This is a genomic window from Lysinibacillus antri, from assembly GCF_003977595.1.
Classification (GTDB): domain Bacteria; phylum Bacillota; class Bacilli; order Bacillales_A; family Planococcaceae; genus Ureibacillus; species Ureibacillus antri.
This window is the reverse complement of record NZ_RYYR01000011.1, coordinates 131997-154013: the sequence shown is the minus strand read 5'-3', so window position 1 is coordinate 154013 and position 22017 is coordinate 131997. Positions and strand designations below refer to the sequence as shown.

Annotated in this window: 23 protein-coding genes; 18 read left to right on the top strand and 5 right to left on the bottom strand. The window is 37.5% G+C overall.

What is annotated here, in order from left to right; genetic code table 11:
• The first annotated feature begins 316 nt into the window (after positions 1-316).
• Positions 317-688, top strand: a complete 372-nt coding sequence (locus tag EK386_RS10415; protein WP_126659103.1) for a PilZ domain-containing protein — start codon at positions 317-319, stop codon at positions 686-688.
• Between the two features lie 60 nt (positions 689-748).
• Here EK386_RS10415 and EK386_RS20210 read toward each other — a convergent pair whose 3' ends face one another.
• Positions 749-922: a hypothetical protein gene (locus EK386_RS20210; protein WP_158674407.1), complete on the bottom strand. Its 174-nt coding sequence runs from the start codon at positions 920-922 to the stop codon at positions 749-751.
• 158 nt (positions 923-1080) lie between these two features.
• Here EK386_RS20210 and purU point away from each other — a divergent pair, with 158 nt between their 5' ends.
• Positions 1081-1986, top strand: coding sequence for a formyltetrahydrofolate deformylase (gene purU, locus EK386_RS10410; protein ID WP_126659102.1), 906 nt, complete (start codon positions 1081-1083; stop codon positions 1984-1986).
• Positions 1987-2037: 51 nt separating this feature from the next.
• Here the strand turns inward: purU and EK386_RS10405 are convergent, their stop codons facing one another.
• Positions 2038-2898: an EcsC family protein gene (locus EK386_RS10405; protein WP_126659101.1), complete on the bottom strand. Its 861-nt coding sequence runs from the start codon at positions 2896-2898 to the stop codon at positions 2038-2040.
• A gap of 77 nt (positions 2899-2975) precedes the next feature.
• Entirely contained in the window at positions 2976-3131 is a 156-nt protein-coding gene (locus EK386_RS20310; RefSeq protein ID WP_179966023.1) for a hypothetical protein, read from the bottom strand.
• 128 nt (positions 3132-3259) lie between these two features.
• On the opposite strand from EK386_RS20310, the gene EK386_RS10400 reads away from it, so the two are divergent.
• From EK386_RS10400 to EK386_RS10375, 6 genes are all read left to right on the top strand, one after another.
• Entirely contained in the window at positions 3260-4009 is a 750-nt protein-coding gene (locus EK386_RS10400) for a hypothetical protein (protein WP_126659100.1), read from the top strand.
• Positions 4010-4233: 224 nt separating this feature from the next.
• Positions 4234-4890, top strand: a complete 657-nt coding sequence (locus EK386_RS10395) for a ribonuclease H family protein (protein ID WP_126659099.1) — start codon at positions 4234-4236, stop codon at positions 4888-4890.
• A 248-nt stretch (positions 4891-5138) separates the two neighbouring features.
• Positions 5139-5507 (top strand): DUF1801 domain-containing protein, encoded by a 369-nt coding sequence (locus EK386_RS10390; protein ID WP_126659098.1) that lies wholly within the window; start codon positions 5139-5141, stop codon positions 5505-5507.
• A 37-nt stretch (positions 5508-5544) separates the two neighbouring features.
• Entirely contained in the window at positions 5545-8715 is a 3171-nt protein-coding gene (locus tag EK386_RS10385; protein WP_126659097.1) for a DEAD/DEAH box helicase, read from the top strand.
• A 159-nt stretch (positions 8716-8874) separates the two neighbouring features.
• On the top strand, positions 8875-9966 hold the full coding sequence (locus tag EK386_RS10380; RefSeq protein ID WP_158674406.1) for an S-layer homology domain-containing protein: 1092 nt from the start codon (positions 8875-8877) through the stop codon (positions 9964-9966).
• Between the two features lie 506 nt (positions 9967-10472).
• Positions 10473-10904, top strand: a complete 432-nt coding sequence (locus EK386_RS10375) for a hypothetical protein (RefSeq protein ID WP_126659095.1) — start codon at positions 10473-10475, stop codon at positions 10902-10904.
• Between the two features lie 5 nt (positions 10905-10909).
• Here the strand turns inward: EK386_RS10375 and EK386_RS10370 are convergent, their stop codons facing one another.
• A complete protein-coding gene (locus EK386_RS10370) occupies positions 10910-11266 on the bottom strand; it encodes a hypothetical protein (RefSeq protein WP_126659094.1) in 357 nt (118 codons plus the stop codon).
• Positions 11267-11329: 63 nt separating this feature from the next.
• Positions 11330-11509 carry a small acid-soluble spore protein H gene (locus EK386_RS10365; RefSeq protein ID WP_126659093.1) on the bottom strand — a complete coding sequence of 60 codons (180 nt, stop codon included), beginning with the start codon at positions 11507-11509 and terminating at the stop codon, positions 11330-11332.
• A gap of 140 nt (positions 11510-11649) precedes the next feature.
• Here EK386_RS10365 and EK386_RS10360 point away from each other — a divergent pair, with 140 nt between their 5' ends.
• From EK386_RS10360 to EK386_RS10315, 10 genes are all read left to right on the top strand, one after another.
• Positions 11650-11853 carry a small acid-soluble spore protein Tlp gene (locus tag EK386_RS10360; RefSeq protein ID WP_126659092.1) on the top strand — a complete coding sequence of 68 codons (204 nt, stop codon included), beginning with the start codon at positions 11650-11652 and terminating at the stop codon, positions 11851-11853.
• A gap of 156 nt (positions 11854-12009) precedes the next feature.
• On the top strand, positions 12010-12657 hold the full coding sequence (locus tag EK386_RS10355; RefSeq protein WP_126659091.1) for an NAD(P)H-binding protein: 648 nt from the start codon (positions 12010-12012) through the stop codon (positions 12655-12657).
• A gap of 82 nt (positions 12658-12739) precedes the next feature.
• On the top strand, positions 12740-13732 hold the full coding sequence (locus tag EK386_RS10350; RefSeq protein WP_126659090.1) for an NADPH:quinone oxidoreductase family protein: 993 nt from the start codon (positions 12740-12742) through the stop codon (positions 13730-13732).
• A 71-nt stretch (positions 13733-13803) separates the two neighbouring features.
• Positions 13804-14937 (top strand): NADH-dependent flavin oxidoreductase, encoded by a 1134-nt coding sequence (locus EK386_RS10345; protein WP_126659089.1) that lies wholly within the window; start codon positions 13804-13806, stop codon positions 14935-14937.
• A gap of 61 nt (positions 14938-14998) precedes the next feature.
• Complete coding sequence (locus EK386_RS10340; RefSeq protein ID WP_126659088.1) at positions 14999-15571, top strand: DNA-3-methyladenine glycosylase I; 573 nt, start codon at positions 14999-15001, stop codon at positions 15569-15571.
• A gap of 228 nt (positions 15572-15799) precedes the next feature.
• Positions 15800-16726 (top strand): 1-phosphofructokinase, encoded by a 927-nt coding sequence (pfkB, locus tag EK386_RS10335; RefSeq protein ID WP_126659087.1) that lies wholly within the window; start codon positions 15800-15802, stop codon positions 16724-16726.
• A 4-nt stretch (positions 16727-16730) separates the two neighbouring features.
• Entirely contained in the window at positions 16731-18614 is a 1884-nt protein-coding gene (locus tag EK386_RS10330; RefSeq protein WP_126659086.1) for a PTS fructose transporter subunit IIABC, read from the top strand.
• A gap of 61 nt (positions 18615-18675) precedes the next feature.
• Positions 18676-18942, top strand: a complete 267-nt coding sequence (locus tag EK386_RS10325; RefSeq protein WP_126659085.1) for a phosphocarrier protein HPr — start codon at positions 18676-18678, stop codon at positions 18940-18942.
• Positions 18943-18962: 20 nt separating this feature from the next.
• Positions 18963-20684 (top strand): phosphoenolpyruvate--protein phosphotransferase, encoded by a 1722-nt coding sequence (gene ptsP / locus EK386_RS10320; protein ID WP_126659084.1) that lies wholly within the window; start codon positions 18963-18965, stop codon positions 20682-20684.
• 248 nt (positions 20685-20932) lie between these two features.
• A complete protein-coding gene (locus EK386_RS10315) occupies positions 20933-22012 on the top strand; it encodes an ABC transporter ATP-binding protein (protein ID WP_126659083.1) in 1080 nt (359 codons plus the stop codon).
• Positions 22013-22017 lie beyond the last annotated feature (5 nt).

Genomic DNA, 22017 nt, shown 5'->3' with positions numbered 1-22017 from the left:
TAAGGTAAAACTAAAAGGCATGAGTCCAGTACAGTACCGAACTCATGCCCAAGTAGCTGCCTAATATTCATGTCTAACTTTTTGGGTTCACTTCATTGTAGAGTGGTTCTTTTCATTTTTGAAAATGAATACAATAGTTCATTCGTACCGATACTACTTTAAAATATTTAAGTCTCTATTTATTCATACATTTTTGATTTGGAGAGTATAAATTTTCCTAATTGTTAATTGAAAATAGATTGAAATTGTTACCAACAAGCATTAAAATAGGTTAAAAGTATGACAATAGTAAAAATTAAAGGGCGAGGGCTTTTATATGAAATATAGAAGAGATGAGGCCTTTCGATTCGCATTTGGTGAGCCGATTGACGCTTTATTTCAAATTACAAAATTAGATGATAAACCGGTGACGACTGCTCAGGGGAAGGCACAAATACTAGATATTAGTCCAGAAGGGTTACGGATTTGTTCTGAATTAAATATTCCAGACGTTACATCAAAAACAATTACCTTAATGATTTCATTTACAATCAATGACGTATCTTTTGACATTGAGGGGATCATTGTTTGGAAAAAGATGTTAGCAACTTTACCGAGTTATGGAATTAAATTGCAACTAGATCATACTTTAAAGACGAATATTATCAATCAACTGAAAATTTACTCTAAAAAGCAACCTAAAAAATAAATAGTAGGAGTCAGTTTGATTACCAAATTGACTCCTTTTTACATGCTTTCATTCCATTAGCTAGCTATTCTTTTTATTCGTGTAGGAACTCTTTTTAGAATTGAGAATATCTGTATTTTTCTCCATCCCATATTCCTCTTTGTTGGTACGCCCCATTTTTGGTGCTGCTTGACTATGTTGAATATCTCGATCATCAAAATTTGAGTACTCATCAAATTCTTTTTCATCGTACATGTGATCATCTCCTTTCCAAATTAATATGCGAATTTTTTAACGGCTTTATGTAAAAAATAAAGTTTGAAACAAACATCTCATTCTGGAAAAAAGGTTGCTCATTGATAGAAAATAATAGATAATTAAAAATTAAGTGAAATAGATTAGGAGTGTCATTCATGCAAGTTCAGCAAGTTACTAAAGAAAGTAAAGTACAAGATTCGCAACTAGAAAACAGAGCTAGATTATTAGTGAAATGTCCCGATAAGCCAGGGATTGTATCGGTTTTATCGACTTTTTTATATAAGCATAACGCCAATATTATTGAATCTAGTCAGTATTCCAGTGATCCTGAAAATGGGAAGTTTTTTATTCGTTTAGAATTCCATTGTGACAACCTTCAAGAAAAAAGACCACAAATGGAAAAAGAGTTTGCCCAAATTGCTTGGGACTATAATATGTCATATAACATCTTTTATCGTAATCAGCGCCAACGTACAGCGATTTATGTTTCGAAAGAATTGCACTGTTTATTGGAACTGTTATGGGCATGGCAAAATGGGGATTTAGATACGGATATTGCCGTTGTGATAAGTAATCATGAAGAAGCACGTTCGATAGTAGAATCGCACGGGATCCCATTCCATTACTTACCAGCAAATAAAGATATTCGTAAAGAAGTGGAAGCACAACAAATTCAATTAATGGAAGAATATAATGTGGATGTGTTAATTTTAGCGCGTTATATGCAAATTTTAACGCCAGATTTCGTGAACCATTTTGAAAATCGTATTATTAATATTCACCATTCCTTCTTACCTGCGTTTATTGGGGCAAATCCTTACGATCGTGCACATAAACGTGGTGTTAAATTAATCGGAGCAACTTCGCACTATGTTACAAATGACTTAGATGAAGGTCCAATTATTGAACAAGATGTGGAACGTGTTGACCATCGTGATGATGTTCCAACGTTGAAGAAAATCGGTAGTCAAATCGAACGTCGCGTTTTAGCAAAAGCAGTGAAATGGCATTTAGAAAACCGTATCATTGTTGAAGGAAACAAAACAATCGTGTTTCATTAAAATAAAAACGTGTGGGAGAACGCCTATTATAGGGTTCTACCACACGTTTTTCTATTGTAACGGTACGTCTTCTTGAGGTTCAATTGGTGTATTGGTTACTGGTTGAAAAGGGCGATCGAATGCATCTAATTTTTCATAAATCCTTCTTTTTCTGTAGAGCATCATACCGGCTTCTGAAACATCCTCGATCATCCCTTTATTGGCAATGGCACCGAAAATCATCCCAGCAATTGGCACCATTTGTAAGAGCTTCTTCCATCCGAAGTTATCGCGGTACGTAAAAAATACCTCTTGCCATCCTTTTAATTGACTAATCATACTTTCAGAACGGTCTTTTTTTTCATTCATCGTTGCTAGCTCTTTTAAGATGGCTTCTTTTCCAACGATATCGGCTGAAGCAAATTGTAAACATTTCACGATAAATACACGTTCTTGTTTTTCGTTCGGATTGTAGCCATGAATAATCGCGATTTCTTGCAACGTTTTTAATGCTGTTCCAAGAATAACCGGAATATCAATTACGAGTGTAAACAATCCACCAAATCCTGTAGAGGCTCCTTGGACTGTTGCAAATTTCGCCCGTTCACTTTGTAATTGTTTACTTACAACTATCATATCTTCAATGGGCATGTTTCCAATGTCTTCAATAGATTCGATTGGATGATTGGACGTTTTTTGAATTTTGGAGATGATTCCTTTTTCACTAATTAAATATTTGCCACCCGTCTGAATATAACTTCCTAATTCATTGACCAAGATGCCGATTTTTTCTTGAATAAATTTCGGTGTTACTTTGTCTAACAATTTAAAGGGGAGGCGTCCAAGTTTCTCCCAAAAAAATAGACCTTTTTGATCGTCTTCCCATATTTCAATTTCTTGTAAATAGGTGTGTAATTGTTCTTTTGTTTCCAAACGACAGATTCTCCTTAAATTTCAACTTGTACTAGTATATACGTTAGGTTCAATAAGAAAGTTTCATATCCTTATTATCATTTCTTTTTATTCAATAAAGATACAAGTGAATATAAAATAAACCCAATACCGAGCCCTAAAAAAATTCCTGCTGCCATTTGGTCAAAAGCTAATCCAATTCCCAACCCAATAAAAAAGCATCCTGGAATCATTAGATTATTTTTTGGATTCATTTCATCCTCCTTTATGTAGTAGATGAATGGAAATGAGAAACCATTCGAAAATTGCTACTTTAGGAATGACTGATTTGGACGAATCGTATATATAACTAATTCATTTTCATGATGAAAGGGGGAATTGAGTGACAGAACTTACAAAAAATGAACTCCTTTTACAGCAACAATTTCGTGAGTCGTTAATTATTGATAAATACGATCCGCAACTAGCGGGGTGGGGTACTAGGAGATTTAGACCAGACCGAAGTGAAAGTATGGAAGACGCGCTCACTTGGAATGTATTTCGGAGTTTGAGGCAAATTAAACCATCGACTTGGATTGGCCCTTTATTTCGAAAAGCTTTCCATCTTGATCTGCCTTATTCTGTGAATGATGTCCAGGTGAGCTTATGGAGACGCGTAACCCCACCAAAAGATATCCATTTACCCGATCTGTATTATGAGATTGATCTTATTATTGAAACAAAAGAGTTTGTTTGGTTTCTATTAGCGAAATATAAAAGTGATATTCAAATACAACCTTATAATCAACGGCAAAGTAACCAAATTCTACGTAATATCGATGTGGGACTGGAATATACAAAGCATCGGGATTTTTATTTTTCATTACTTTTTGTAGACACCTATCATACGCCATATGGACAAATCCTAACGAAGCAATACCAGCAATCCGAAGAAGCGATATTACAGGATTTGCCGCATCGCACAACTGAGATTGCGCGGTTAAAGGGATTAAGCACCTTAAGATGGAAGGCAGTACACGAGGTATTAAAGGATATTTACTTATTTAACAAATGTCCATTTGAAAAGTTTGTTGCAAGTCAAGCAGGGTATTGGTTGTATCAACAGATAGAGGCTACGGAAACGTACGAATAAATTGGTCAAATCCAGCCAAGCGCTCACAAATCGAGGTAAGTGATCCCAAACCCGGCTAAGCGCTCACAAATCGAGGTAAGTGATCCCAAACCCGGCTAAGCGCTCACAAAATCTGATAAATGATCACCAATCTTCTTATATATTCCCTCAACATACTCCAAACTAATATACAAAATGGTTAATATAGTCAATAATAGTTATAGGAATGAACAAGGAGGATATCTATGAAAATCATCATTGAATGGACATACAAAACGAAAAATGGGGTTGAAACGGTTTTTCGTTCAGAGGAAATGCCACCAACCCATGCACTAACGATCGCGGAAGATTTGGAGAAAACCGGACGTGTAAAAACTATGACCTTTATTGATCAACATGATAGCACGTGGATGGCAAAGGAACTTAAGAAATATATTAAAGAAGTCGAAACAGAGCCTCATAATGTTCGTGTTTATTTTGATGGAGGCTTTGATATTCAAACAAGTTTTTCAGGACTTGGGGTTGTTATTTATTACGAACAAAATGGCAAGTCCTATCGTTTGCGACGAAATGCACCTGCGCAAGGCTTAGCTTCGAATAATGAAGCAGAATATGCAGCACTACATTTAAGTATCGTGGAGTTGGATTTATTAGATGTGCATCATCAAACAGTGAAATTTATCGGGGATTCCCAAGTGGTTATTAATCAAATGGGTGGGGAGTGGCCAGCTTATGAAAAGGATCTCGCAAGTTGGGCAGACCGCATTGATGAAAAGTTAAAGAGCTTAGGGATTACACCAGAATTTGAACTCGTCCCTCGTAAACAAAATGAAGAAGCAGATCGTCTTGCTACACAGGCTTTAAAGGGTGTAGATATTACAGGACAAATCGAATTGCAGTAATCGTATGAAAGCATGAATCTTCAAGTCGGGATGTATGCTTTTTGGAATTTTATTAACGAAATAGTATTTTTTCAAAAATTATTTTAAGGAATTCAGAGTTCAACTTTCTGAATTCCTTTTTTCATAGATGTAAGTTTTCACACCAATATGTTAGAATTTACTTGAAGATACACGAGCCTCATAGCGATTTCAGTAGATGTTATCGTTTGTTGTTATTTTGAAATACTATTAGAAAAAGGGGGATTTGCATGGAGTATCAAACTCGAACAATTGAAGTCGTGGATGACTATTTAAAAGAGTTACCTGAAGACATTCAACATATTACAAATACGTTAAGAAAATTAATCTTTAATGCCTCACCGTTACTAAAAGAAGAGTATAAATGGTCAATGCCAAATTACACTTATAATGGCTTAGTATGTTATTTGCAACCGTCCAAAAATCATGTCAATCTAGGCTTCCATCGGGGAAATGACCTTCAACGGTATGATGTGAATGGTTTATTAGAGGGTTCCGGAAAATCGATGAGGCATATCATGATCCAAACGTTGGAGGATATTCAACCAGAAGAATTTACTTCCCTTATTAAAATTGCAGTAGGATTAAATCACGATTAAACTTTTTCACAATTGAAAGGAGGGGGTCCTAGTTTCTATGGAGGTCAAACTAAATCGAAAAATCATCGAAAAATTATGTGGTACCGTCTCCTTTAAAAGAGGGGACTCTTTTTTTCGTGGAAACAAAGTGGAATTGATTGAGAATGATATTGATTTCTGCTTAGGGCTCGTGAAGGGAAACGAAGATTTTCATGTGCACATAAAAAAAGATTCGACCGGTACCATTCAAACTTCTTGTAGTTGTTCATCGCTATTGCAATTTGATAAAGCATGTCAGCATGTAGCAGCAGTATTAATTGCCATTTATGAGCGTCAAGGTGCTGAAAAATTATTGTCGCTAAATATTGAGGCTACTTATGTACAAGCGAATGACTTCATGACGATTTTCCAAACGAAACAAACGCGAAAAAGTGGTCACCAGATGCATTTTGAAAATCGAGAAATAGTGGATTTGGCAATACAACTTAGACCATTCGAGAATGAGGATGAACAGTACTTATTTGAAATCCAGTTGAAGATTGGCAATTCATTGATTCAAGATAGTAGAGGTTTTTTAGAGAATGTTTACCATAGGAACAATAGTAGAGTAACCACTTCCTTTACATATGACCCAATGCTTCATTGTTTTTCAAAAGAAACGGACGCGATTGTTCAACAATTAACACATCTTGTTCGCGATGAAATGGTTTTAATGGATTCTACACCACAAAATCGATTACTGATTGTTCCATCTTCTTTTGAAGGGCTATTTCTATTGTTACTTAAAGCTAACACGACGATTGAAGAATATGGGACAGTATACAAACTCCAGATGCAAGATGGACCGCCACCTCTACAGTTTCATTTAAGAAAAATTCCAGATGGTCACTATCAACTACATATTCATGGATTTGAAAAATTGAAGATATTTCCTTCTTATCATCTCGTTTTAAGTGAAGGTCTACTTTATAACTTAACAAATGAGGATAGTGAAATATTACAGCAATTAAAGCAAATGGTAGCGAAAGGCGCCAATCACGTTTCTATTGCCTCAAATCAATTGAACACGTTCATGGAAACGGTTGTCCCCAATTTGAAACGGCTAGGGCATGTTGAAATAAATGATTCCATTTTGCGTGAAATGAAGAAAACGTCATTAGTAGCAAAGCTCTACTTAGATCGACTAAAGCATCGACTTCTCGCTGGTCTTGAGTTTGAGTATGATCATGTTGTGATTCAACCTTTAGAAAACAATGACGTTCCTATTGGCAACATGGTGATTCGTGATGTTGAGAAAGAAGCAGCGATTTTGAAGATGATGGAGGACAGTGGTTTTACGCAAACTGAGGGTGGCTATTATATGCAAAATGAAGAATTGGAGTATCATTTTTTATATCATGTGCTTCCGAAACTACATCCACTTGCGCAGATTTATATGACCACTGCTGTTCGAACACGCCTAGTAAAAAAAGATGTGTTTCCAAAAATTCAAGTAAAGGTTCAAAAAGAGCGGACTGATTGGATTGAATTTAAGTTTGAAATGACTGGCATAAAAGATGATGAAATTAAAGAAATCTTAGCCGCTCTCAAAGTAAAACAAAAATATTACCGCCTCCCCAACGGCTCTCTTCTTTCTTTAGAGACAAAGGAAATGGAAGAGATTCAACGGTTTCTAAATGAAATACCGGCTCAAGATGATGAATATGAAGCAAGTTTTAATCTGCCCATCCTAAACAGTCTTAAATTTCTTGATTTGATTGAGGAGAGTGAGGTCTTTTCACCAGAACAATCGTTTCGTCAATTAATGGATCAATTGCTGCACCCAGAAACACTAAAGATGGAAGTACCCGAATACTTAGATTCAATCCTTCGCGACTATCAAAAGCACGGGTATCGTTGGATGAAAACTTTAGCGAATTACGGCTTTGGTGGCGTTTTAGCCGATGACATGGGGCTAGGGAAAACGTTGCAGAGCATTACATTTATTGTTTCTGAGCTAGAAAGTATACGCCAACAACAAAAGCCCATACTAATCGTTTGTCCATCTTCTTTAACTTATAATTGGTTGGATGAATTATTGTCCTTTGCGCCTGAAGTACAAGCTATTGTGATCGATGGAAAGAAACAAGAGCGGGAAAAACTTTTACAGGATCTTCAAAGTATGGATGTTGTCATTACGTCGTATCCGTTGCTAAGAAGAGATCGAAAATGGTATGAGTCCCAAAACTTCCATACCGTTTTCTTTGACGAAGCACAAGCCTTTAAAAATCCAATGACTCAAACGGCTCGAACGGTTAAAAAAATACAAGCTGATAATCGTTTCGCACTGACAGGAACCCCGGTTGAAAATTCGTTGGAGGAATTATGGTCCATTTACTATGTCGTCTTCCCGCAGTTATTTCAGAAATTAGAGGATTATACTTTTTTACCAAGAAAAGTAATTGCTAGGAGAGTGCGTCCATTTTTACTTCGCCGAACGAAAAAGGAAGTGCTTACGGAATTACCGGGAAAACAAGAGACTCTCGAACTATCCGAATTACTACCGGAACAGAAAAAACTGTATGTAGCTCTTTTAGCAAAGTTACGCCATGATACGTTGAAACATCTTGATAAAGAAACCTTTGCCAGTAGCCGAATTCGAATTTTAGCTGGATTAACAAGACTGCGCCAAGTTTGTTGTCATCCTGCGTTGTTTGTAGAAGGCTACACTGGAGGTTCCGCAAAATTTGAGCAACTGCTTCAAATTCTTGAGGAATCGCAACATTCAGGTAGACGGGTATTAATTTTCTCTCAATTTACAAAAATGTTAGAAATGATTGGAAAAGAATTAGTTTGGCGGAATCAAAGCTACTTCTATTTAGATGGTAAAACTCCTGCTGATGAACGTGTGGAATTATGTAATCGTTTTAATTATGGGGAACGTGAAGTCTTTTTAATTTCTTTAAAAGCAGGGGGAACGGGATTGAATTTAACTGGCGCCGATACGGTCATTTTATATGATCTTTGGTGGAATCCAGCCGTTGAAGAACAAGCTGCTGACCGTGCTTATCGCATGGGGCAAAAGAACGTGGTCGAAGTAATTAAGCTAATTAGCCGTGGAACAATAGAAGAAAAAATTCATGCCCTCCAAGAAAAAAAGCGCGATCTTGTGACAGATATCCTCCACCCGAACGAAAACAATGCATCAAAGCTAACGGAGGAAGATATTCGGGAGATTTTGATGCTTTAATATTTATTGTGGAATTAGCGATTACATTCAACACGGATGTAGTCGCTTTTTATTTTACCTGTTGTATAGTCATATTTTCACACCACTCATAAATGAAACTTTCGTTGCGTATATAAGTATGAAGCGGAAAATTGTTAATATATGGGAGATGGTGTGTTGATGAAAAAAGGGTTGGTCATGTGTATTATGTTTGTATTCATCGTATTGGGAACGATGCAAAATGTACAAGCTGCAAATTTTAAAGATATGAATCAACATACGCCGTTGTATATTGAAGCGAGTTATTTAGCTGACCGTGGCATTATTAGTGGCTATCCGGATGGGACATTTAAACCCAACGCACTCATTTCGAAAAAACATATCGCAGTGATGCTTGTCAATGCGTTGGATTTACCAACAACAGCTTTAGAAAATCCAAATTATCAAGATATTCCTCAAACGCATCCATATTACAAGGAAATTGCGGCTGCTTATAGCGCGGGATTGTTTCCAAAGGCAGAGTATTTTAAACCAGACGCAGGTATTTCACGTGCTTTTATGGCGCGTTTAATGGCAAAAGCATTTGATTTAGAAGTATTAGAAGGAACGGAAGGTGTAATGGAATTTAGTGACGTTCCCCGTGGTTCAGAGTTTTATTCAGATATTATGAAAGTAACGTCAAACAATATCGCAAAAGGGTATGACAATGGCACGTTTAAACCAGATCTGCTTCTTACTCGTGCGCAATTTTCCGCCTTTTTAACGCGTACACTTACTTTAAATACGATGAACATTATGCCAGATCCAAATTACGTTTATTATTACACGGATGGTACGAGTACTTATCGCTATGACTATGATCAAGTAGAAGAGAACGGCTTAGCATATTGGTTTATTACAAATGAAACGATGCATGAATCGATTCCACGACTTGGTTTTAGACAAGATATGAATTTTTACGGCGAAGGGTATGATGATTGGTATCACTACGATCGAATTATTCCATTCCCATTTGTTGTAACACAAATTCATCGAGATAGTGATATTGGTCCGGTATCTTATGGTGATAGTTGGATTATTGATACGGATATGGTACGGACAGTTCATGGCGTCGAGTACCGTGACGTGTTAGCGATTAAATCCTATTTACCATGGGAGAACAGAACAGTTTATGAATATTACGCAAAAGATATCGGGTTAATTCAAGCAACGGATAGTAAAGGAAATGAAGAATACGGCTTAATGTATCGGGAAGTACGAGAAGGTTATTAATTTGTTAAATCTGCTCTTCTAGTTAAGTACAAAGAAGAGTAGATTTTTTATTTGATGAAAAATGGATGAATGTAGGGGCGGGTAAAGATTATTGCATAGTTATGAAGACCACTTTGAGGAAATTTCATTTTGGTTTGGGTTTTCATCGAGGGTATGAACACCGCTTTGAGTAATTTTCACCTCGTTTTGGGTTTTCATCAAGGGTATGAACACCGCTTTGAGCTATTTTCACCTCGTTTTGGGTTTTCATCGAGGGTATGAACACCGCTTTGAGTGATTTTCACCTCGTGTTGGGTTTTCATCAAGGGTATGAACACCGCTTTGAGTGATTTTCACCTCGTTTTGGGTTTTCATCGAGGGTATGAACACCACTTCGCCCAATTTTTCCTGCAGTTTTGTCCTTCATTGACCACGATAGGAGCATTTGTTTCCAGAAAAAATGAAACCTTCTCAAACAAAAAAACCGTATATATGGAAAATGAAGGATTCTCTTGGAGGTTACATAATTGAAGATACGGTTTATCCTTTTAGCTTTCTTGTCAGTATTCACACTAACAGCCTGTAATGATGTGAACGAAAATGAAAATCCAGACCATATTTCCTATTTTGGAAAGGGCAGTGAATGGTTTGGGACGTATACGATTTCAAAAGTTAATAACTCTTATTTTGATTCTTTGTATATTCAATATGTACAGGATCGTGCAAATCCGGGGACTGAACAAACGATGGAGGAACTCGGACAAATTGAGTATGTACTTGATACGGGAAACTCTGTACTTGAGAGTAGTTCGCCATTACCATTAGAAGGCATTGGAAGTTTCCACACAGCGACAGAGTTCAATGCGGAGATGTTTGAGATGGATTATCCAGATGAGATCACGTTGACTGTGAAATGGCAGGATCAAAATGAAGTCATTCAACTGAATAGGCAAAATTAGTACGCTTATTCTAATTTTTCACCAATTTTCATCATCTCTTTGTCGATAAGATTTACTAATTTCTGAATGCTGTACATGTTTAACACAACTTCTTTCTCCTCATCTTCTATATGAATTTCAGCAACAATTCGAATTTTGGTTGGTTTTCCTTTGAATTGAACATCAAAGATACCAACTTCTTTTTGTTCGTGATCGATTTTCAAACGATGGATTTCGTTCATAATCAACTCAATATCTTCTTGCCGAAAGCCACTGTCTAGTACAGTTTGATTTAAGTGTGTTAAAAACGATTCCACATTTTCAAGGTCAAAGTTCATACCCGCCGCATAACGCGCTTCTTTATAAGCTTTCTTCCAAAACATCAATATTATCTCCTTATACAAATTAATTGTGAGAACTAGTTTAGCTAGCCCTCACAATCACTGTTAATGTTCTACTAAATTTTCAACTGGGACTTCTTGCTCTTTTTCTGGGTCATCGAGAGGATAGATACGAGCGGTACCTTTTTCTTGATCAACGTGTTGAATATAGACACGTTCTCCATTGTACATGATATTTGCAATGACACCAGATTCAGTAATTTCTTGTGCTCTTTGTAAATTCATCAGCAAGTCCTCCTTTAAAATAGAACATCCATTTCATTATTCTCACTCACCATTGAAATATTCCACCCATTTCAAGAAGTATAAATGGCACAAATGAAAACAAACTATTGTGGAAGCGAAAATTATAGGAGGTCCTTATGATGAAACAAAATCCACAACATGTTGCAGGTAGACCGAAAAAGTTTGTTAGTAAACAAGAAATGATTGAAAATACATTAGACAATATGCGTGAAGCAGAAATTAGTATGGAATTTGCGGGGGAAGAAGAATTAGAAAATCTTCAAGAGAAAAACGAACGCCGCAAGCACGCTATTCAACGTATGAAAAATGAAAAATTAACTTAAGATGAAACAAACTGTGTTAACCATCCATTAACGCAGTTTTTTTGTGCCCTGAACTGCACGATGAATCTATATTGACTCAAATGGTTACATTAAGAAAAATGACCATTTTATAAAATCTTATACTAAATTGAACGTGTTAGGAAAGGTTGTGTAGTCATGAGGATTCTTGTTGTTGGTGCTGATACGGTAACAGGAAGACACTTAATCAAATATATTCTTGAAAGTGGGCATCAAGCAAGAGCCATACTACACAATTCTGTACAAGCGGCTTATTTTCAAACGTTAGGTGTTGAGTCATTTCACTTGAGCGAAAAACCAAAAATGAAAGAGCTCGTCAACGCTGCTAAAGATGTCGAGGCGATTTGTTTAATTGGTAGTTTTCTTCGTACAGAAAAAGAGCCATATATTCGTATTGATGAAATGATTCGCTATTTGGAGCTATTTAACTATGTAGGTGTGAAAAGATTTGTACATATGAGTACTTTTGAATCCCGTAAATTTTTATGGAACACGCAACCGGCCATATTTCGTTCCACGATCATTGAAAATTACTATATCGATCGATGGTTAAAAACATCAAATGTAGATTTTACCATTCTACATCCAGGCACATTAATCGATCAACAGGGGACAGGTTTTGTGACTATTTCTGAACATGAAATCAATAATCGTCATATTCCGCGTGAGGATGTTGCCAAAGCGATGTTAATGTGTTTAGAAAATGATGCAACAATTGGGAAAGAATTTAAAATTACGTCAGGCAAAACAACCATTGCAGAAGCTTTAACTTTCTATAACAAATAACCTTTTTCACTATTTGTGAAGGATTTCTCATAGTGTTTCTTGAAAGTATATGGGAATGGATTTTTATGATGGAGGTAGAAACATGATTGAACAATTTCGTGCACTGGTTGTAAATAAAATAGAAGAGGATTTTACGGTTACTCCTCAAACACTAACGGTACAAGATTTACCTAAAGGTGACGTGTTAATTCGAGTTCAGTATTCTGGCGTGAATTATAAAGATAGTTTAGCTACGATCCCAAATGGAAACATCGTCAAAAATTATCCTTTTGTACCAGGAATCGACTTAGCTGGGGTTGTCGTTTCTTCAGAAGACTCACGTTTCCAAGAAGGTGATGAAGTTATTGCCACAAGTTATGAAATTGGGGTATCCCATTTTGGAGGATATAGTGAGTATGCACGTATTCCAGCAGATTGGATTGTACCACTTCCAAAAGGCCTGTCTACAAAAGAAGCGATGATTATTGGAACAGCGGGTTTTACAGCTGCATTATCTGTTCAAAGATTGGAAGAGAATCGCTTATCACCTGATAAAGGAAAAGTGCTTGTAACAGGTGCTACGGGTGGGGTTGGTAGTTTTGCGGTATCGATTTTATCAACATTAGGTTATGAGGTTGAAGCGAGTACAGGGAAAGAGAGTGAACATGATTATTTGAAGGGTCTTGGTGCTACGTCAATCGTTCCTCGAGAAGAAGTGTTTGATGGTAAAGTGCGAGCATTAGGAAAGCAAAAATGGGCGGCAGCTGTTGATCCAGTTGGTGGAGAACCCCTTGCATCACTTCTAAGTCAAATTCAGTACGGTGGTTCGGTTGCGGTAAGTGGTTTAACAGCAGGAACAAGCCTTCCAACGACTGTTTTCCCATTTATTTTAAGAGGCGTTAACTTACTTGGCATCGATTCTGTTTATTGTGATATGGAAACACGCTTACATGTGTGGAATCGTTTAGCGACTGATTTTAAACCGAAAAATATCGAAGCGTTAATTCAAGAAGAAGTTACACTAGAACAACTTCCAGAAGTTTTACCTACACTTCTAAAAGGGCAAGCTAGAGGAAGAGTTGTAGTTCAATTGTAGTCATTTAAAGTGGCGAGGGGTTCTTACTCGTCACTTTTCACTTTGTAGACAACAACCTAGGAGGAAATAAAATGAATCCAAAATATGAAAACCTATTTTCTACTTTTACATTACCAAATGGAATTACTCTCAAAAATCGTATTGTCATGGCACCAATGACACATTATTCTTCAAATCCAGATGATGGAACGGTGACGGATGCTGAATTACAATACTATGCTCACCGTTCGAAAGAGGTTGGGATGGTCGTTACTGCTTGTATTTATGTTATCCCAAACGGAAAAGGATTTCCTGGACAGTTTGCAGGTGACAGTGATGACATGATTCCGAGTATGAGAAAAGTTGCTGCTGCCATTAAAGAACAAGGGGCAAAAGCGGTTCTTCAAATTTATCACGGTGGGAGATTAAGTCCACCAGAATTAGTGCCAAATGGTGATATCGTTAGTGCAAGCGATATTCCTGCACAGCGCGGTAACACGTCAGGGCCAACACCAAGAGCTTTAACCGAATCTGAAATCGAGGAAATCATTCATGCATTTGGTGAAACGACGCGTCGTGCGATTGAAGCCGGCTTTGATGGAGTTGAAATTCACGGAGCAAATGGCTATTTAATTCAGCAATTCTTTTCGCCACATTCTAATCGTCGTGAGGACCGATACGGAGGTAGCTTAGAAAAACGAATGACTTTCCCTTTAGCGATTGTGGATCAAGTTCAATCAGTAGTGGCAGAACATGCAAAATCGCCATTTATCGTTGGCTATCGTTTTTCACCAGAGGAACCTGAAACACCGGGCATTACGATGTCAGATACACTCACTTTAGTGGATGCCTTAGCAGATAAAGGTTTAGACTACTTGCATGTTTCGTTATTCCATTTTGCATCTACTCCAAAACGAGGGGTAGAGGACCTATCTAAAACGCGCGTACAATATCTACTTGAAACGATTAATAATCGGGTACCTTTAATCGGGGTCGGTTCCATTTATACGGCAGAGGATGCTTACCAAGCGCTCGAATCTGGAATGCCACTGATCGCAATTGGGCGTGGCCTTGTGATCGAACCAAATTGGATCCAAAAAGTAAAAGAGGGTAGAGAAGATGAAATTGTAACGGTTGTTCAAAAAGACAAACAGGAACAACTAGTGATTCCTGACCCTTTATGGCAAATGATCATCAATACACCGGGATGGTTCCCAGGAATTTAAGTGTACGATGGAGCCGCTTGCATAAAGGCGCGCCCCATCAGCTTCTAGAAAGGATAACACGATGACAACTCGATGCAAATGGGTATCAAGCGACCCTTTATATATCGCATATCATGATCACGAATGGGGTATCCCAGTATATGATGATCGATTGCTTTTCGAAATGCTTTGCTTAGAAGGTGCTCAAGCAGGGTTAAGCTGGTGGACAATTTTACAAAAAAGAGAAAATTATCGAAGAGCTTTTGATAATTTTGAAGCAGAAAAAATCGTTCTCTACTCTGATGAGAAAATCCAATCTTTAAAAGAAGATGCAGGGATTGTACGAAATCGATTAAAAATACAAAGCGTTGTGACGAATGCTAAAGCTTTTTTAAAGATTCGAGAGGAATATGGTTCCTTTTCAAATTACCTTTGGCGTTTTGTCGAACACAAACCAATTATCAATCAGTGGGCCTCGATTCAGGATGTACCTACAACGACTGAAATTAGTAATCGCATGAGTAAACAGCTTAAAAAAGATGGCTTTAAATTTGTAGGCAACACGATTTGTTATTCGTTTATGCAAGCGGTAGGGATGGTTAATGACCATACGTTAGACTGCCACTGCCATCCGTTTAATAATAATATTATGTAAACTAATGGATTGCGACCAATAGGAATCACCAGTATTTTCTTTCTATTTTTTGAACGTTAATATAAAACGACGTCGACCAGCTTCTAAATCATTTGGAAGCTGGTTTTTTCAATGAGTAAGTGAAATTTTTTACGGGTAGAGTAAAAAAAATGGGAGACACTATTTTTTTAAGGAAATGAAATTTGTTATAAATTATGCGAACTAACCAACAATAAAGGTGGTCTCATTATGATTTACACACTAACCTTAAACCCGTCCATTGATTACGTAATGGAACTAGACGAGCTAACTATAGGTGGTTTAAATCGAACGAACAAAGTAGAAGTGCTCCCAGGTGGGAAAGGCATAAACGTTACGCAAGTGTTAAATCGATTAGGTGTCCCAAGCACAGCACTTGGGTTTATCGGTGGTTTTACAGGAGCGTATATTAAAAGCTATTTGAAACAGCAAAATATTCCTACAGACTTTGTCGAAATTAATGAAAATACAAGAATTAATGTGAAAATTAAATCCACTACAGAAACAGAGATTAATGCGAATGGTCCTTCCATTTTGCCAGAACATTATGAAGATTTAAAAAATCAAATTCATCATCTCACCGCGAACGATACGCTTGTATTATCAGGTAGTATTCCTTCTTCATTGCCACACTCTACATATAAGGAACTTGTAGAAATTTGTTCACATAACAGCATTCGTTTTGTCGTTGATGCAGAAGGTGATTATCTTAAAAATATACTGTCTTTCAAACCATTTCTCATTAAGCCGAATCATCATGAACTTGGGCAATTATTCCATACAAAGATAACAACGATTGAAGAAGTAATGCCCTATGCACAAGAGCTTGTCAATATGGGAGCGCAAAACGTAATCGTGTCCTTAGCTGGAGATGGAGCTGTTTTTGCGAATCATCATTCTATATACGTGGCTACCGTTCCAAAAGGGGAAGTGAAAAGCTCAGTTGGCGCGGGTGACTCGATGGTAGCAGGATTTCTTGCAACATATGAGCAAACAAATTCTGTAGAAGAGGCGTTTCGTTTTAGTGTTGCTTCAGGTAGTGCAACAGCATTTTCAATCGGGTTATGTACGAGAGAAAACGTCGAACATCTACTACCTCAAGTAATATTGGATAAAAAATCGGGCAAAGGAGACTAGCATCATGAAAATAACAGAATTACTAACACGAGATACCATCACCCTTTCATTGAATAGTCAGCAAAAGGAACCCGTTTTAGAAGAGTTAACAAATGTATTATTTTCTGCTGGAAAACTAACAGACAAAGATGAATTTAAAAAGGCGATCTTAGCGAGGGAACAGCAAAGTACGACTGGAATTGGGGAAGGGATTGCCATTCCACACGCTAAAACAAAAGCAGTAAAGGAAGCGGCAATTTGCTTTGGACGTTCAAAAGATGGTGTTCAATTTGAATCACTTGATGGCCAACCTGCTTATCTTTTTTTCATGATTGCCGCCCCAGAAGGAGCAAATAATACACATCTCGAGGCATTATCACGACTATCCTCCATTTTACTCATTGAGGATGTTCGCAGGCAGCTATTAGAAGCATCATCAGAACAAGATGTAGTCGATATTATTAATCGGTATGACAAAGAAGATGAAGAAGAAGAACAAACGATGGACGGCAAACAAAAATTTATTGTCGCGGTTACAGCATGTCCTACGGGTATAGCCCACACGTATATGGCGGCAGATTCACTTAAAGCCAAGGCAGCGGAAATGGGCGTCGAAATTAAAGTAGAGACAAGAGGTTCCAGTGGTGCAAAAAACGTATTAACGCAGGAAGAAATTGAAGATGCCGTTGCCGTAATCGTTGCAGCGGATACGAATGTGGGCATGGATCGTTTTAATGGAAAACATGTCATCGAAACTCCGGTAGCGGATGGGATACGTCGACCACAAGAATTAATTGAAAAGGCATTAAACCAAGACGCGCCTGTTTATAAAGGGAGCGGAAATACAGCTGCAAATAACAATGATGGCGATGAAAAAGGAAGAGGAATCGGTTCGACTATTTATAAGCATTTAATGAATGGTGTATCAAATATGCTCCCATTTGTCGTTGGGGGAGGAATTCTAATTGCGATTAGTTTCATGTTTGGTATTAATGCAGCGAATCCAGATGACCCAACCTATAATTCTTTCGCTGAAGCCCTTAACAAAATTGGTGGAGGTAGTGCCTTTGCCTTAATGATTCCGGTGTTGGCTGGATTTATTGCAAGTAGTATTGCCGACCGACCAGGTTTTGCACCAGGGATGGTTGGTGGAATGTTGGCAGCAAGTGGGGGCGCAGGGTTTTTAGGTGGTCTTGTCGCAGGGTTTTTAGCAGGATATTTAGTTGAAGGATTAAAGAAAGTGTTAGCAGGATTACCTGCATCGATTGAAGGAATTAAAACGATTCTACTCTACCCGTTATTAGGGATTTCACTAACAGGTCTGATTATGTATTACGTGATCAATAAACCAGTAGGCGCATTAAATACCGCAATTTCAGATTGGTTAGCAGGATTGGGTACTGGAAATGCGGTGTTACTCGGAATTGTGCTAGGACTCATGATGGCTTTTGATATGGGTGGACCAGTAAACAAAGCAGCTTATGTATTTGGTACAGGATTGTTAGCAAATGGGGTGTATGAACCAATGGCGGCGATAATGGCAGCTGGTATGGTTCCTCCGTTAGCCATTGCGATTGCAACAACAATATTTAGAAAAAAGTTTACAAAACAAGAACAAGAAGCGGGCAAAGTAAATTACATTATGGGTCTCTCATTTATTACAGAAGGTGCCATTCCGTTTGCAGCAGCGGACCCAATTCGCGTCATCCCGTCACTTATGGTTGGTTCGGCATTAGCTGGTGCATTGTCGATGATGTTTAGTATCGGATTACGTGCTCCACATGGTGGACTATTCGTTATTCCATTAGTAGAAGGTGGTTGGTTACTTTATTTATTAGCGATTGTCATTGGATCAATCGTTTCAGCCATCATTTTAGGATTTGTGAAAAGACCAACTGCTGTGAAATAAGAATGAACTAGTGTTTGTCTGTCGATTATGATAAGGAACTAAAACTATTGGAGGAATGAACATGATAGCAAAAAATTATACGATTACAAGCGAGCAAGGGATTCACGCCCGTCCAGCAACAGTCATTGTCGGTGCACTAACAAATTTCAAATCAGAAGTTAAAATTGAATATAAAGGAAAACAAGCCAATCTAAAATCCATTATGGGTGTCATGGCATTAGGTGTTCCAAATGGGGCGACAATTACCATTACGGCAGATGGTGAAGATGAAGCACAAGTAATCGAAAAAATGGATGAAGTGATGAAAAACGAAGGCCTTGCACAATAAAACTCAAGGAGAAAGTGAATATGTCTACAACCATTGAAGGAATCGCAGCTTCTCCTGGAATATGCATCGCCAAAGCTTTCCGTTTGCAAAATCAAGAACTCCAAGTGGTGAAAACAAGTGTTACCAATACGGAAGAGGAATTACAACGCTTTGACAAGATGCTTGAAAAAACAAAAGCAGAACTGGATGTAATAAAAACCGAAACGAGTAAAAAGCTTGGAGAAGATAAAGCTGAAATTTTTGCTGCCCATCTTCTTATATTAAGCGATCCAGAATTTATTCAACCGATTAAAGATAAAGTAACGACCGATCAAGTAAATGTTGAATATGCTTTAAATGAAGTGGCAGCGATGTTTATAGCGATGTTTGAAAATATGGATAACGAATATATGAGGGAACGGGCAGCAGATATTCGAGATGTTTCAAAACGGTTATTAGGGCACTTATTAGGGATTGAGATCATCAATCCGAGTACCATTTCAGAAGAAGTGGTCATTATTGCTGAGGACTTAACACCTTCTGATACAGCTCAATTGAATCGTCAATTTGTAAAAGGCTTTACGACAGATATCGGTGGTCGCACATCTCATTCAGCGATCATGGCACGTTCGATGGAAATACCAGCTGTCGTAGGTACTAAGCATGTGATGTCAGTAATCGAAAATGATATGACTGTAATTGTAGACGGAATTGAAGGTAAAGTACTCGTAAATCCAACAGAAGATGAAATCAAACAGTACAATGCGAAAAAAATCGCATATGAAACACAAAGAAAAGAATGGGCAAAACTAAAAAATGAAAAAACGGTTACGATGGATAGCCATCAAGTAGAGCTTGGCGGGAATATCGGTACACCACAAGATGTGAAAGGTGTATTAGAAAACGGTGGGGAAGCAGTGGGACTTTACCGTACGGAATTTTTATATATGGGACGCTCACAATTACCAACTGAAGAGGAACAATTTCAAGCCTATAAAACGGTATTGGAAAGCATGGAGGGAAAACCTGTCGTCGTCCGTACATTAGATATCGGTGGGGATAAAGAGCTACCTTACCTTGACCTCCCAAAAGAAATGAATCCGTTCCTTGGGTTTCGCGCAATTCGATTATGTTTAAGTATGCAAGATATGTTCCGTACACAGCTTCGGGCACTGTTAAGAGCTAGTACTTATGGTAATTTAAAAATAATGTTCCCGATGATTGCAACCATCGATGAATACCATCAGGCAAAATCGATCCTTTTCGAGGAGAAAAAACAACTTCAAGAAACGGGGATTCAAGTTTCAAACAACATTGAAATTGGAATTATGGTGGAAATCCCGTCAACAGCGGTCATGGCAGATGTATTCGCCAAAGAAGTTGATTTCTTTTCCATTGGTACAAATGATTTAATTCAATATACATTAGCAGCCGATCGAATGAATGAAAGAGTTTCTTACTTATATCAGCCATACAATCCCGCCATTCTTCGGTTAATAAAAAACGTGATTGATGCAGCACATACTCATGGGAAATGGGTCGGTATGTGCGGGGAAATGGCAGGGGATGAAGTAGCAATTCCGATTTTATTAGGTTTAGGACTAGATGAATTTAGTATGAGTGCGACATCCATTTTAAAAGCAAGGAGTCAAATTTCAATGTTGTCACGTTCAGATATGAAGACCATTGCAGAAAAAGTCTTGACGATGCAAAGTTCAGAAGAGGTCCAAGCATTTATAAAATCAACCGTTCTCAATCGCTAACAGTCCGAATTCAAATCAAGGGAAGAGTACAATTCTTTAGCACGAATTGTACTCTTCCTTTCGTTTATAAAATCTTGAAAGGTGCTACATTGAGCGTAAAAGCCTAATCTTCATAATCTTTAAAAATATGTACTATTTGAACAATTATGGAATACATTATACTATTAAGTCGTTGCTAGATTTTAAAGAGCAACGGCTTTTTTCATAACATTCGTATTTACAAAAACCTCTTATTAGGGGAGATTATTATGGTACAACTTTCATTAAAGAATATACAGAAGCAATATAATGAGTCTATTATAGCAATAAATAATGTTAATTTAGAGATAGAAGATAAGGAATTTCTTGTCATCGTCGGTCCTTCTGGCTGCGGAAAATCAACATTGCTTAAGCTAATTGCTGGATTAGAGCCTGTGACGGATGGGGAAATCTATTTTAATCGTCAATTAATCAACCATCTTCCACCGCAAAAGCGCGATGTGGCCATGGTGTTTCAAAACTATGCATTATATCCTCATTTAACAGTTTTTGATAATTTGGCCTTTACGTTAAAGCGAAGTAAAATACCGAAACAGGAGATTAAACAACGAGTTGAAAGTATCGCCAGCATGTTAAATCTTCAGCTATATTTACATAAAAAACCGCATGAACTTTCTGGTGGTCAATGTCAACGAGTGGTAATAGGTCGTGCAATCATTCGTCAACCAAGCTTTTTTCTAATGGACGAGCCATTATCAAATTTAGATGCTCAATTGCGTTTACAAATGCGTGTAGAAATTACCAAGCTGCATAAAGAACTTGAATCAACGTTTCTTTATGTAACCCACGATCAAACAGAAGCATTAACGATGGCTACACGTTTAGTCGTGATGAATGAAGGAACAATTCAACAAGTTGGGTCCCCGGAGGAAGTCTATAATAAACCAAGTAATCTGTTTGTTGCGGGATTTATTGGATCGCCTCCTATGAATTTTTTCGAAGCGACGATTAATGAGAACGTCATTCAAATCGGCGAAAATTCATTTGAAATTCCAGATAAACACAGGGGGAAGTTACAAAACAAGAGGGAAGTGATCATAGGTATACGACCCGAACATTTTCATTTGAATCTAACTCATAGCATTATTTTTCATGTCAACATTGATCGGTCAGAATTTATGGGTACGGAAAACTATGTTTATGCAACATATAATAATCAACCTCTGATTACACGTTTACCGCTCAATGCACCATTACTAAATTCAATTCAATTGTCAGTTCAAATGGAGCATGTCCATTTCTTTGATAAAGAGACTACAAACAGAATATCCATTGAGGAATGCAGGTGAAGTCA